This window comes from Bradyrhizobium sp. AUGA SZCCT0169 (assembly GCF_018130085.1).
In the GTDB taxonomy this organism is placed as follows: Bacteria; Pseudomonadota; Alphaproteobacteria; order Rhizobiales; family Xanthobacteraceae; genus Bradyrhizobium.
Window position 1 is genome coordinate 95,493 of record NZ_JAFCMC010000014.1, and the last position, 13,949, is coordinate 109,441.

The window sequence follows — 13,949 nt, forward strand, 5'->3', positions numbered from 1 at the left end:
CATTGCGCGGAATGAGGGCTCGATCGGCGCTGCGGACCGAACCCTACGACACGCCTCCGTCGTTCTATTTGCCACCGACAAGGAGGTTCTTGTAGATTTTCCCGTCCTTCATGATGACGACGAAATTCTTTGCCGGGTCTTCGATCAGCTTGATGTTATCGACGGGGTTGCCATCCACCAGCAACAGGTCGGCCAGCGCGCCTTCTTCCACCACGCCGAGCTTGCCGGGATAGGGATTGCGTTTGCCGGACATGGCAAGCAGTTCGGCGTTTGTCGATGTCGCCATGACCAGCGCTTCGGCGGGGGTGTACCAACGGGTAAGCGAGGCCAGAATTGCTCCTTGTTGTTGCGCCAGTTCGCGGGAGAACAGCACATCCGTGCCCCACGCCGTCTTGATCTTGTATTTCTTAGCCATCTCATAGGCGCGGGCTATCCCGGGCCAGACCTCTTCCGCTTTGGCTCGCTGGACAGAACCCTCAGGAAGGCCCAGCCTCATCCCCTCCGGCAGTGGCTGCATGCTCAGCCAAACACCCTTGTCCGCGATCAGTTTTGCGGTTGCGTCGTCCATCAGGAAACCGTGCTCGATACACCTCGCGCCGGCCGCAATAGCGCTCCGGATCGCAGTCGACGTAAAGGCGTGCGCGGCGACGTATGTCCCCCAATTTTCGGCCGCTTCGACCGCGGCGCGCATTTCGGCCTCCGTGAAGGTCTTAACGTCGATCGGACTGAAGGGGGACGACACCCCGCCGCCCGCCGTCAACTTGACTTGTGAGGCGCCCTGCATGAGCTGTTCGCGTACGCGCACGCGCACCTCGTCAGGGCTATCGGCAACGATGGCGCCGCCGATCTGCTCCATGCGGGTAAGCATGCCGCCGATCGTTCGCGGCAGATCAGTCAGCTGCCGGAAATCCCCATGCCCGCTCGTGACAGTGATCATGGCGCCGGACGGATAGATACGCGGGCCCTTGACGATGCCTTCATCGATGGCGCGCTTGAGGCCGAACACCGGCCCGCCCACGTCGCGAATGGTGGTGAAGCCGCGCATCAGAGTATCTGTCGCTTCGTCGCCAGCCACCAGATTGTTGAAACCGACGTCACCGAACGCCTCTACGGGGTTCGTGCGGATGAGCATCGCGTGCCAATGCGCATCGATCAGGCCCGGCATCAGGACGCGGCCGGCACCATTGATCGTTGCGGTTTGAGCGTCGACCGCGATCGGCGCCGTCGAAACCTTCTCTATCGTGTTGCCTCGGATCAGGACGTTGGACGGCGCTGAAACCGCGCCACTCTTTCCGTCGAAGATCCTGACGTTCTGAAATAATGCAGCTTGCTGGGCTTGCGCGGAGGGCGGGGCGGAGAAGCTCATACCGATTGCAGCCAGAACTACCAGCACGAAACTGCCGGGGAATATTCTCAAGCAAGACATTCTCATAGCCGTGTGCCCCCGTTATCTGATCTGGTTAGCGAATCTGACCGTTCTCATTGCGCCTGATGATCTTGAGAACCCAGAAGATCACGCCGGCAATCAGGGACAGGACGCCAAGAAACGATAACGCCGTTGACTCGAGGTTCATGCCTGCGACCAGCAACACGCATCCCAGGACGATCAGAACCAGACCGCCGAGCTTTTTCGCGAGAAAAACGGACCCTTCGTCAGCACGTGCAACCATAGCGACCACTCCCTTATGCCGTTTTCGCCGACGGCCACCACGCATAAGCCAGCCACGCGATGCCGTGAGATATCAGATCGACGCCGAGGACAAATCCAAGCACCCAGAGACCGGTCACCGGGAATCCCGTCAGAATGACGAGGCCGGCCAGGACGCCGAAGGCGCCGGACAGCAGCATGATCCAGCCCGCATCTTTCCAGTGGCCGAAGCCCAGCAGAATTCGAACGATGCCGGATATCAGCAGCAACAGGCCGAGGACATAGGTGAGGATCAAGGCGCTGGCGACCGGTTGGCTCACCAGCACCGCGCCGAACGCGATGTACAGAATGCCGAGCAGCACCTGCCATACGAAGCCGCCCCATCCCTTGGTCCAGAACGCGTGAATCACTTCGAAGGCGCCCGCGATGATCGAGATCCAGCCGATGAACATCGTGCTGATGACGGTCACCAGAACGACGTCACCCAACACCAGGATTCCCGCGGCGATCATCACCAGTCCAAGGAGGATGCAGATCCAAAATGGTGGCGCGGACAAACCATCGGCGCGCAGTCGTGAACTACCGTCATAAGTGGTCATGTTGTCCTCCTCGGATCGGAGCCTGTGCGATCAAATGAGCGGCGCAGCATCGGCCGCTCGGGTCTCATCAGCATCCTGAAATCGGCTATAGCCATCGCCAGCCGCAAACGCGGCGCCCGCGGTGCCAATAACAGACCCAACGGCGCCGGCGGTGACGGTGGATTGGGCGCCGTCGCGGCGGACGTGCCTCAGGGCGCGGGGGCGGCCGGCGGGTGGCGGCCTGAACCCGTACCGTGAGATTCTCGCCGGCAGGATCCTTGCTGCCGAGATCTTTGCCGAGGTTCTTCTGTGGCGCGAGGGGCATGGCCTCGACCACGGCCGGCAGCGAACTTGCGGCCAAACCCGCGGCTGCGGCTACACACAGAATGCCCCGTAATACGCTGCGACGCTCGATTGCATCCATTGGGCTCACTCCTTTGACCGGCGCCTTGTTATTCTTTCTCCTCGGAGAAACACACGTCTCGCAATTGGGGATCAGGTCGATTTCGCGCCTTCGGTCGCGGGGTCGTCACTTGGGATTTCTCCCGGCAGGTAGTTCGGGAGCTGTCCGGCCGGAAACACCGCGAGCAAGGCGAGGCCGGCCATGATGAGCAGGCCGATCTTCAGCGCGCGCAGCCGCGCCTCCGTGTTCACTCGCACCGCTTCCTGCACCTGCTGCGGTGTAGCGGTGGTGTTCTCCATCACGGTCCGCAGGCGCTCGTTGCTGACGAAGGTGATGTTGTTGAGATCGACCTGGCTCTGCAGTTCCTTCGGCAGCACCGGATTTGCGGCGATGCTGCTGACGGCGATTGTGCTCAAGAGGCCGACAAGCAGCGCGCCGGCGACGGCTGTTCCGACTGCCGCGGCGAGATTCTGCGTGGTGCCGCGCGCCGATCCGACGTCGCCTGCCAGTGCCTTGGGCGAGGCGGTGACCAGTACGTTGAACAATAGCGTGACCAGCGAACCTTGGCCGATACCGAACAGGACAAGGCCAAACAGCACGGGAATCTCGCTCCAGTCGTTCCGCACCACGAACGCGAGCCACACCAGCGCAATTGTGCAAAGCCCAAAGCCATAGCGGCCTATCTGGCGGGGTGTCAGTTTGTCGTAGACGTTGACGATGAGCATCGCCGTGAAGAACACCGTGAGATTGAACGGCATCATCGCGATCGCGGTCGCGAGAGGGGAGCGGCCCTGTACGATTTGAATGTACAGCGGCACGGAAAAGTTAAGCGCCGCCTCCAGTGCGACCACGGCAAACAGCCCGTAGACCGCCGCGCGCTCCTGCGGCGAGTCGATCACCTCGAGGGCAAGCAGCGGCGTCTTCCCGGCCGCCTGGCGCTGATGCGTCCAGATCAGAAAGGCCTGGCCGAGTACGATACCCAGAACGATCATGACCGGCGCAGGCGAAAGGCCGAGCAGGTCGAACGGCGCATTGGATGTTGCCAGCGCCAGACCCCAGCCGTTCAGGTTATTGAAGCCGAAACTGATGAGGATGATGGCTGTTGCCGCCAGCACAACGCCTGTGACATCGATCTGGACGTCCGGCCGTCCGCGGTCGGGCCTGAGGCGGAAGCTCAAAACGAAAACAATGGCGGAGGCGGCGATCAGGATTCCGAACGCCGGACGCCAGCCGATATATGTGCCGAGGACGCCGCCAATGATGAATGCCAGCACGCCGGCAGCGGCCCGCGCCGAACCAAGCGCACCCACGGCGGTCGCCTGCTGGCGCCCGGTATAATTCTCGGCGATCAGCGCCACCAGCGATGGCACGATCACGGCCCCTGCCGCGCCGCAAAGCGCCTGGGCCGTGATCATCAGGGACGCGGTGGGGCTGAATGTCATCAATATCTGCGCGGCACAGAACAGGACGACGGCGGCGCGGAAGACCTGGGCGGCGCCGAACCGCTGGGCGAGTTTCGCGCCCAGCATCACGAAGCCGGCCACCAGCATGGAGTAGGCCACGATGCCGGTCGCCACCGTCGTCGGCGGGACGCCGAAGCTCTGCACCATGCCTCCCATCGCGACCGGCAGCGAAGCGACGTTGAAGGACATGATCATCTGGCCGAACGCAATGGCGATCATCGGCACCCATGACGCCTGCGCGTCGTCGCGGATGTCGCCGATTGAAATCGAGTGCGTTGCCATGGCGTCCTCCGGCTTGCTCGGTTCCGGATCGGTCGGGTCTTACGGCCCGTCCCAATCCCTTTGGCATCTGATTCATTCTTCCGGTTGCGACACGAACAGATCCATTCCCAGCCGCTGTGACAGGAATTTTGCGGCCAGCTGTCCCTTGACGCTGTTGCCTGCGGCGTCGAGCGGGGGAGCAAAGGTTCCGAAGCCGCCTTTACCCGGGGAAACGGCGACGATGCCGCCACCGATTCCGCTCTTTCCGGGCAGGCCGATGTCGTAAAGCCAATCGCCCGAAGTCTCGTACAGTCCGGCGGTGATCATCACCGCCAGCGCGTAATGACAGACAGCAGGATCGACCACGCGTTTTTTGGTGATGGGGTTGACGCCGCCGTCAGCCAGCGTCGCGCCCATGACCGCGAGGTCCCGGGCGCTGACGTTGAGCGAGCACTGCCTCGTGTAGAGGTCGGTCGCTTCCTTTGCGTCGCAATAGATCCGATCAAAACTCTGCAGCAGGCGGGCAATGCTGCGGTTGCGGAAGTTGGTATCCGACGCCGAGGCGTAAACCTCTTTATTCAGCGGTAGCGTTCGCCCTGCGAAACGCGACAATCCGTCGTGGATGAATTGCCATCGTTCTTCCGCGGTCGAACCGGGCGCAAGGCTCGTCGTTGCAATGGCGCCCGCATTGACCATCGGGTTGGTTCGGCCGCTGCCGTGCTCGATGGCGGCGAGGGAGTTGAAAGCAAGGCCAGTGGCGTTTGCTCCAAGCTTGTCGCGCGCTTCTTCCGGTCCGATCGTCTCGCAGATCAGCGCGAACACGAACGGTTTCGACACGCTCATGATCGAGAATTCGTAGTCGGTGTCCCCGGCGGCATAGACGCGTCCGCTGGTGCCGACGACGCAGACCCCGAACAGATCACTGGGGATCCTGGCCAGCGCGGGATAGACTTGCGAGTTTTCGCCGTCGCTGTTCGATTTGAAGCGCCGCTCCGCTTCGGACACGAGTGCCTGAACCGTCTCTGGCTCTGGCAGATGCCCTGTCGAAACATATGGCCGCTCGGCTTGTTGCGTGATCGATGGCGAGTCCATGGGACTCCTCCTCAATCCTGTTTATACGATCCCGCTCGTGGGTGCCGGGACGTCGGCAACGTTGGCTGCTCATTGAGCAAGCGATCACGTGGGATCTTTTCAGCTCTTCTTATTCGGCCCGACAAACAAGCGCTCGTAAGTGCACGGAGTCAAGCATACAACCTGACGCAGTAGTTTGCGCATCGTGTGCTTCGTCATAAAAAGTTGTAGCAAATCCGCCCAACGCGATGGCACAAACTGCACATGCCGGGAACTAAGTCGCGCCACGTCCATGCCGGCGGCAGGCACCGAAGCCGCTAGTTTCCCTTCGGCCCGGCTGGGCCCATAGGTCCTGCGGGGCCTGGAGGACCTGCCGGACCGGGCGGCCCAGCAGGTCCGGGAAGGCCGCAGTTCTGTATCACCACGTCTCTCGTATCCGGCCCGGACGTGATCTTCACGATACAAGTAGAGGGGAATTCTGCTCCGATCCACCTGAAACCACCCGTCGATGTGCTCTCCACCTGCACCGTTTTAGTTGGGTTGATTTTGATCTCCACATTGGGTTCGCGCGGTCGCCTGACCCGTCCGGCGACAACCAACTCGCCTCGCGATATGGTGGCGGTCGTGATCAAGATTTCCGCCTGGGCATTTCCGCTCAACGTGACCAGACAAGCGGTCGAAGCAACTGCCGTGCCGATAAGCTTTGTGCGCATAGCAAGTCTCCCTTGCCGTTTGTAATGCTGGACTTGATCACTAGCGCTCAATGTTAGCGGTGCTATCGAATGGAAGGGTTTGCGGCTTGTGTGCTTTGCTACAAAAGTTTGTGACAAATTACGGGATCCGGTGGCGCTAACTGCATATTCGTCGAAACTTAGAATGTGTGTCGCGAGGCGGAGGAGCGGCGCCGGGGGAGCGGATGCGCGTTGGTATTCCGTCGAGAGGCTGGTAGCGTCGGTTAAGCAGCAGGCACTCCTATCGCGGATGCAAGATGCGCGCTCCGATCATGACGCGGCTGACCGCGGAACCTGATTCAACTCCTTCTCAGGACGGCTCGCTGGTCGATCCGCGCCAGGGCGATATCGAGGACGACGCCTCCAGTCCTGGACAGAGATCGCTGCTTGCGATCGCCGGCAGTCTGCTGGTTGAAATCAGTCTGCCGAAACTGCTGTTCGCCTGGACCGTCTCGCTGCTGTTGCCGGCGGTGCTGCTCGGTCTCGCGCCATTGATCGCGACGGCCTGGTTCTCATCCTTATCCGAACACGTTCTGGAACTGACCGGGATAGGCGCTGCGCTGGTGCTCGTCACGGTCATCGCGCTCGGATGGTTCGGATGGCGGCCGCTGTTTCGGGCCGCTGAGACAAATTTCTGGTCGCTCAATGCGCTCGCCGTCCAGCCCGGTTACGCGTTTGGCCGCGAAGCGCTGCGGCACCTTGCGGAGCTGGTGTTCGGCAGGAACGCCGACGCGGCGGGTCGGGCACGGCTGCGTGCGGTGAGCTCTGCCGGCGCCGGCATTGTGCTCTGCCTGTGTGCGGTGGCAGTCGCGATTCTCGTTTGGCCGTTCTCGCGGTGGATCGGTTCGGTGCCGGACCTTGTGCTTCTGCATCGGCTGATCGTTCCGACGTTGGCCAATGCGGTCATACTGGTGTCGGGTTATCTCGCGTTCGCGTCGCTGGTCTGGGGCTTTGCGGATGCAAGCATGGATCAGCCGCTCGATCTTCCCGGATTCGACGACGCGCCGTCCGGTTGCCGGACCTGGCGTGTCGCGCATCTGTCGGACCTTCACGTGATCGGCGAGCGATATGGCTTCCGCATCGAGAGCGGACGTGGCGGCCCGCGTGGTAACCAGCGCCTTGCGCGGCTGATGGTCCGTCTTGCGGCGATCCACGCCGCTGACCCGCTCGACCTCATCCTTGTGACCGGAGACATGACCGACGCCGGCCGCGCAACGGAATGGGCCGAATTCCTCGACGTGGTGGCGCAGCATCGTGAACTCGCGGCGCTCATGGTCATGCTGCCCGGCAATCACGATGTGAACATCGTCGACCGCGCCAATCCGGCCCGGCTCGATTTGCCGTTCAGCCCCGGCAAGCGGCTGCGACAGATGCGAACGTTGTCGGCAATCGCAGCGGTGCAGGGGGAGCGCGTGCATGTCGTCGACGACGCAGGAAAGCCGGCAGCCACCCTCAACGAGGCGCTGGCGTCGCATCGAAAGCGGATCGCCGCCTTTGCCGAACGCGGTGGCTTGCGCCGCGCCGCCGGGCTGGTCGGGCTGTTCGACGACCTGTTTCCGATGCTGTTGCCACCCGATCGGGAAGACGGATTAGGCGTCCTGATCCTGAACTCCAACGCCGATACGCATTTTTCCTTCACCAATGCGCTCGGATTGGTTTCCGTAGAACAGATGCGCCGGCTCGCGGCGGTGCTGGGTCGTTTTCCCCGTGCGCAATGGATCGTCGCGCTGCATCATCATCTGATAGAATATCCGATGCCGGTTGCGAATTTTTCCGAACGCATTGGAACCGCGCTTGTCAATGGCAGCTGGTTCGTTCGCAAACTCAGGCCTTTCGCGAAGCGGGCCGTAGTCATGCACGGCCATCGTCATATCGATTGGATCGGCGCCTGCGGTGCGCTGAAGATCATCTCTGCACCGTCGCCTGTCATGGGCGGCCCTGACGCCAAACCGACGCATTTTCTGATCCATACGCTGGCCGCTGGTGCAAGCGGGCAGCTCTGTCTGCTCCCGCCGCAGCGCGTCGAGATCGCCGGCGAGACCGGCGGTTAGCTTTTTTCGACACTTAATTGCTTCGATCCGCCGAGCAGATCGGCTATCCAGCGGCTTGACGGATGCTGGGCGCAGAAGGTGAGGATCGCGAGTGCGATCGGCACGCCGATAAAGGTTCCGAACAGGCCCCACTGAAAAGTCCAGAAAAAGATCGCGAACAACACCACCAAAGGCGATATCGCAAGCATGCTGCCGGCAACGCGCGGCTCGACATAGCTGCCGACCACGAACTGGATGATGTTGAGGCACGCGAAGAGGGCAAGAACGGCTTGCCAGCTCTCAAATTGCGTCATCGCCAGCAAAGTGGGAAACAGCGTTGCGATGAAGGGGCCGATAAAGGGGATGTAGTTCAGCGCGAAGGCGATCACGCCCCACTCCATCGCGAACGGCAATCCGGTGATCCAGGCGAACACACCCACGAGCAGGCCGGTGATGGCGCTCATCTGCGTCCGAACCAGGAGGTATTTACGGAATTTGGCCGCGGTCGCCGCGCTGCCGTCCAGCAGCACGCGCGCAACCTCGGGCTTGCCGAGCGTCTCGATCCTTCGTCTTGCATCCTCTACTTCCAGAAGTCCCAGCACGACATAGACAAGTGCGATCACCCAGAAGCTGAGTGTGGTATTGACGCGGCCGGTGACGAACTGCGTTGTGCGCATCAGCCACGTGACGTTGAAATGCTCGGCCCACAAGCCGGCGACGGAGACGCCATGGCCGTCGAGCCACGTCACCATGGCGCCATAAAGCGCCTGATAGCGCACCGTATCGGCCATGAGTGATCGTCCCACCCGCCCAAAGCCCCAGGCCGCGAGCGAGGCGAAAGCGAGACAGACCACGATCGTGACGACGATGGTGAGCGCCAATGCCAGCAGTTTCGGCATTTTCGCCTGCAGCCGGCTCTGCAGCGGCCAGACGATCGCGATGATGAAAAGCGCCAGCGCCAAAGGCGCGAACACTGCGGTTGCCTGCCTGACAGCAGCTGCCAGCAGCACCACTGCAATGATTCCGACCGCGAACTTCATGCGACGCCTGCTAGGCTCATTACCGGCGGGCAACTAGTAGCGAAATTCAGAGCAGGCATCCAATCCCAATTACCAAGGGGTGGCATGCACCGGGCAAGTGAAACGACGGCCTTGAATCCGGATCGCGAAGGCTAGATCCGGGCGAAGATGACATGGGCCTGGATCTTGGCCGATATCTCGCCGCTGCCATGCTTGACGGCAATGACAGAGGCCGCATGGTCGGTTGCGGCTTCCAGCCGGTCCGGACCCCGCGCTTCGATCTCGTTGCGCAGCGGGGTTCCCTGGCAATAGGCCAGCGCGACATGGCGGGCAGAGGGGGCGCGGCTTTGCGCTTCCCTTGTCTCGATCGTCACGTCGGTAAAGCCGGCTTTCGCCAGATCGCTGCGGATCAGCGCGGTGTCGTGATAGCCGTGGGGCGTTCGGGCCATGAAGCGGGGAGGGTCGTTTGGAAAGAACGTCGCGAGGGCGTCGGTGACGTCGCTCGCGAAGACGTTCTCTTCGATGCGATCCCAGGCGTTGAAGAGGAAACAGCCGCCGGGCCTCAGAACCCGGCGGGCTTCGCGGTAGCCGGACGGGCGATCGGGAAGAAACATGACGCCGAACTGGCAGCAGACGAGATCGAACGCGGCGTCCTCGAACGGCAGCGCCTGCGCATCCGCCTTTTGCCAGATGATGCGGCTGTCCGCGCCTTGTCTTGATTTCGCATAATCCAGCATCGGCTGATTGAGGTCGGTGACGACGTACCTGGCATCGGGCGACAGCAGTGGCGCCAGCGCGCGCGTGACCACGCCGCTGCCGGCAGCGGTTTCCAGCACGGACTTCGGCGCCAATGCGCTTGCGCGCCGTGAAATGTCCTGCGCGTAGCTCTCGAAGATCAACGGAACCATATGGCGATCATAGTTTTCCGGAATCGAGCCTGCGAACAGCTTGTCGGTTTCCGACATCGCGGTCTCCTGCGTTGCGCATGGTGGTTTTGCTTGCAGTCTTGTCTCGCGGCCCTATAGATTTTGGCAGCTCTAAAGAAAAAAGAAAACATTCTGGGAGGCGGAATTGCGCGCCATTTGCTCCGGCAGGTTGAAACTCGCTTCCCCGATTCTCTTGTGCATCGCGCTCTGCGCCGCAAGCCCGGCGGCCGCGCAGAAAAAAGGCGGCACGCTCCGGCTCTATCACAACGACAATCCGCCCTCGACGTCACTGCTTGAAGAGGCGACCATCGCCTCGGTGCTGCCGTTTGCGGCGGTGTTCAACAATCTGGTCGTGTTCGATCCGGCCAAGCCGCACGAGAGCATGGAGACCGTGATCCCTGATCTGGCCGAAAGCTGGTCCTGGGACGCCACCAACACAAAACTGACCTTCAGGCTGCGGCAGGGCGTGAAGTGGCACGACGGCCAACCTTTCACGGCGAAAGACGTGCAGTGCACATGGCGAATGCTGATCGGCAAAACCGAGACGCAGGATTTCAGGCGCAACCCGCGCAAGGTCTGGTACACCAAGCTGCAGGACGTCAGCATCAATGGCGACCATGAGGCGACGTTCGAATTGAGCGAGCCGCAGCCGAGCCTGCCGGTGCTGCTGGCGAGCGCGTTTTCAGCCGTCTATCCCTGTCACGTGCCGCAGGTGGTGATGCGAAGCAAGCCCATCGGCACCGGACCGTTCAAGTTCGTCGAGTTCAAGCGCGGCGAGTCCATGCACGTCGTGCGCAATCCGGATTACTTCAAGAAGGACCGGCCCTATCTCGACGAGATCACGGTGCGCACGATCGACAACCGCGCCACGCGGATGCTGGCCTTCTCGACCGGCGACTACGACATCACCTTTCCCTCCGACGTCAGCGTTCCCCTGCTGAAGGACATCAAGGCGCGGGCACCGAACGCGATCTGCGAGATGACCGGCACCGGCACGCAAATCAATCTGCTGGTCAATCGTGTCAACCCGCCGTTCGACAATCCCGACATTCGCAAGGCGATGTCGCTGGCGCTCGATCGCAAGGCCTTCAATACCATCCTGATGGAAGGCAACGCGCGGCTCGGCGGCGCGATGCTGGCAAAGCCCGAGGGCGAATGGGGCATGTCGCCGGAAATGGTGTCGTCGCTGATGGGTTACGGCCCTGACACCGCCAGGAACATCGCCGAAGCGCAGGCGATCATGCAGAAGCTCGGCTACAGCGACGCCAAGCCGCTGCCGATCAAGATCCAGACCCGGAACCTGCCGACCTACCGTGACCCCGCGGTCATCCTGGCCGACCAGCTCAAGAAGATTTACATAACAGGCGAACTCGACATCCTCGACACCCCGCGATGGTATGCGCGGCTGGCGAAAAAGGATTTTACGATCGGATTGAACGTCACCGGCGTCAGCGTCGACGATCCCGACGGCAACATCGTCGAGAACTATTCATGCAAGTCCGAACGCAACTATACCCAGTACTGCAACGCCGAAGTCGACAAGCTGCTGGCGGCGCAATCGCGCGAACTCGACAAGGAGAAGCGCAGGAAGATCGTCTGGGATATCGAGCGCATCCTGGTCGACGACGCCGCGCGCCCGATCATCCTGCACTCATCGGCCGGCAATTGCTGGCAGCCGCATGTGAAGAACTTCAAGCCGCACGACAACAGCCAGTACAACAATCTGCGGTTTGAGGATGTGTGGCTGGATAAATAAAATATCCGGGGCGGGGACTATCCACGTCATTGCGAGCGAAGCGAAGCAATCCATCGTGCGGCAAAGCAAGTATGGATTGCTTCGTCGCAAGCGCTCCTTGCGCAAACGCTTCGCGTTTGTCGCAGGCAATGACGGTGAGGGCGTCGTTCCCTACGACTGGCTCTGCCATTGCCCTGATCGCCCGGCCTGCTCGACCTTGACCGCGACCGTCAGCGTCTCGTTGCCGCCGCCATAGCGGGTGCCGCGGACGGGGGCCGCTCCGAGATAATCGAGGCCGATCGCAATGCGGGCGTGGGCATCTGTGGTGCAGATGCCGTTGGCGGCGTCGAAGCCGACCCAGCCCAGATCAGGCACGAAGGCTTCCGCCCAGGCATGGCCGGCCTGCTGGTTGACGGTGCCGTCGGAGCGCAGGAAATGCCCGGAGACAAACCGTGCCGGCACGCCGCCCGAACGCGCGCAGGCGATGAAGATATGCGCGTAGTCCTGGCACACGCCGCGCTTGAGCGCGAAGGCTTCCGCCGCCGAGGTGCCGCTGTTGGTCGGGTCCTCGTCGAACGTCATGTGCTCGTTGATCTGCACCATCAGCGCATGCAGGAAGCCGAGCACATCGTCGCCGGATTCCGAACGCATCTCGCGGGCAAAGGTCGCCATCGCCGGGTTGACTTCGGTGAGCGACGTCGAGCGCAGGAACAGGCTCGGCGGGAAACGCTCGTCGGTGCCGCGCAGCACGCCGCCGGTGTCGTGGGTCTCGATCAGGCCCTCGACATTGATGGTGAGGTCGGCGAGCGGCCCGTGGGTCAGAACATGCGTGACATTGCCGAACGCGTCCTGGTGCATGTCGAGCCGGGAATCGGTGGAGACGTCGATCTGCCACTCGGCGACGTACTGCCCGTCATGGCTGCCGGGCGTCATCCGCAGGATCTGGATCACGCCCGAGGCGGGGGGCTCATAACGATAGCTGGTGGTGTGGGCAATTCGCAGGCGCATGGTGGTACCGAAAACGTAGCTGGAGTTGTTTGCTCGTCATGGCCGGGCTTGACCCGGCCATCCATCTTCTCAGGAGGACCATCAATTCCTGATGGATGCCCGGGTCAAGCCCGGGCATGACGAACAATGTATCAAATCAGATACTGCTTCGTGATGATCTCACCCAGCCTTGCGTTATCAGCAATGAATTCCTGGATGAATTCATGGACGCCATGCTGGAAGATATCGTCCATATGGCTGTGTTCAAGCCGGTTGCGGACGCCGCGGGCGTGGCGCTGAGAGGCGCCCTGGCGGCCATAGGCGACGCCGATCTGGTCGAGGTTCCGCACCAGATTGCTGTAGCAGCTTGCCAGCGAGCGCGGCAGCGTATCGTTGAGGATCAGCAAATCAGCGATCAGCCAGGGCTTTAGCGTCTCGCGATAGACCCAGTGATAGGCCGTCAGCGCCGACACCGAGCGCAGGATCGAGGTCCACTGATAGTAGTCGAGCGGACCGCCGACATGCTCCTCCTCGGGCAGCAGCACGTGATATTTCACGTCGAGAATGCGGGCGGTGTTGTCGGCGCGCTCCAGATGCAGCCCGAGCCGCGAGAACCAGTAGGCGTCGTTGCGCAGCATGGTCCGGTAGGCCGAGCCGTCGAAGCGGAGCGATGTCTCCTGCACGAAGCGGAGGAATTTTGCGAGTTCCTCGCGGCTCGACGTGCCTTTGCCCCACACCTCCTGCAGCTCAATCCAGGCCGAATTGATGGTGTCCCACATCTCGCTCGTCAGCGCGGTGCGTACCGAGCGGGAGTTAAGCCGCGCTGCCTCGATGCAGTTCTTGATCGAGGAGGGGTTCGATGGTGAGAACGCCAGATATTCGACGACGTTCTGCTCGTTGGCTTCCTGATACGCCTCATAGAAGCTGGCGCTGACGCCGGCGGTCAACAGCGCCGAATCCCATTCATTGGTCTTGCCGATGTAGGCGGCGGGAAGGGCGGTCACGCGCAACGTCGCATCGATGGTGCGCGCGAGATATTCCGCGCGCTCGACATAGCGGGCCAGCCAGTACAGGTTTTCGGCGGTGCGCGACAGCAT

At 61.8% G+C, this 13,949-nt stretch carries 11 protein-coding genes; 2 read left to right on the top strand and 9 right to left on the bottom strand.

The genetic code is table 11. The features are described from left to right. Positions 1 to 64: 64 nt before the first annotated feature. The 5 genes from JQ609_RS18025 to glsA all read right to left on the bottom strand — a co-directional run bounded on the left by JQ609_RS18025 (position 65) and on the right by glsA (position 5,445). On the bottom strand, positions 65 to 1,366 hold the full coding sequence (locus JQ609_RS18025) for an amidohydrolase family protein (protein ID WP_249128151.1): 1,302 nt from the start codon (positions 1,364 to 1,366) through the stop codon (positions 65 to 67). A gap of 94 nt (positions 1,367 to 1,460) precedes the next feature. Then, positions 1,461 to 1,670, bottom strand: a complete 210-nt coding sequence (locus tag JQ609_RS18030; RefSeq protein WP_212204741.1) for a hypothetical protein — start codon at positions 1,668 to 1,670, stop codon at positions 1,461 to 1,463. A 13-nt stretch (positions 1,671 to 1,683) separates the two neighbouring features. Then, entirely contained in the window at positions 1,684 to 2,247 is a 564-nt protein-coding gene (locus JQ609_RS18035; RefSeq protein WP_212204743.1) for an HdeD family acid-resistance protein, read from the bottom strand. A 474-nt stretch (positions 2,248 to 2,721) separates the two neighbouring features. Continuing rightward, on the bottom strand, positions 2,722 to 4,374 hold the full coding sequence (locus JQ609_RS18040; protein ID WP_249128129.1) for an MFS transporter: 1,653 nt from the start codon (positions 4,372 to 4,374) through the stop codon (positions 2,722 to 2,724). Between the two features lie 72 nt (positions 4,375 to 4,446). Beyond that, positions 4,447 to 5,445, bottom strand: coding sequence for a glutaminase A (glsA, locus tag JQ609_RS18045; RefSeq protein WP_212274388.1), 999 nt, complete (start codon positions 5,443 to 5,445; stop codon positions 4,447 to 4,449). 967 nt (positions 5,446 to 6,412) lie between these two features. Here glsA and JQ609_RS18050 point away from each other — a divergent pair. Then, positions 6,413 to 8,206 (top strand): metallophosphoesterase family protein, encoded by a 1,794-nt coding sequence (locus JQ609_RS18050; protein WP_249128130.1) that lies wholly within the window; start codon positions 6,413 to 6,415, stop codon positions 8,204 to 8,206. Here the strand turns inward: JQ609_RS18050 and JQ609_RS18055 are convergent. Beyond that, positions 8,203 to 9,225 (bottom strand): AI-2E family transporter, encoded by a 1,023-nt coding sequence (locus JQ609_RS18055; RefSeq protein WP_212274389.1) that lies wholly within the window; start codon positions 9,223 to 9,225, stop codon positions 8,203 to 8,205. The genes JQ609_RS18050 and JQ609_RS18055 overlap by 4 nt on opposite strands. A gap of 131 nt (positions 9,226 to 9,356) precedes the next feature. Beyond that, positions 9,357 to 10,169 carry a class I SAM-dependent methyltransferase gene (locus tag JQ609_RS18060; RefSeq protein WP_212204754.1) on the bottom strand — a complete coding sequence of 271 codons (813 nt, stop codon included), beginning with the start codon at positions 10,167 to 10,169 and terminating at the stop codon, positions 9,357 to 9,359. Positions 10,170 to 10,284: 115 nt separating this feature from the next. Here JQ609_RS18060 and JQ609_RS18065 point away from each other — a divergent pair, with 115 nt between their 5' ends. Then, the gene (locus tag JQ609_RS18065) at positions 10,285 to 11,886 is read left to right on the top strand and encodes an ABC transporter substrate-binding protein (protein ID WP_409411187.1); all 1,602 of its coding nucleotides are present in this window, start codon (positions 10,285 to 10,287) and stop codon (positions 11,884 to 11,886) included. Positions 11,887 to 12,036: 150 nt separating this feature from the next. On the opposite strand, the gene JQ609_RS18070 is transcribed toward JQ609_RS18065, so the two are convergent. Both JQ609_RS18070 and JQ609_RS18075 read right to left on the bottom strand, forming a co-directional pair. Then, on the bottom strand, positions 12,037 to 12,873 hold the full coding sequence (locus JQ609_RS18070; protein WP_212204758.1) for a transglutaminase family protein: 837 nt from the start codon (positions 12,871 to 12,873) through the stop codon (positions 12,037 to 12,039). Positions 12,874 to 13,004: 131 nt separating this feature from the next. After that, positions 13,005 to 13,949, bottom strand: a complete 945-nt coding sequence (locus JQ609_RS18075) for an alpha-E domain-containing protein (RefSeq protein WP_192734059.1) — start codon at positions 13,947 to 13,949, stop codon at positions 13,005 to 13,007.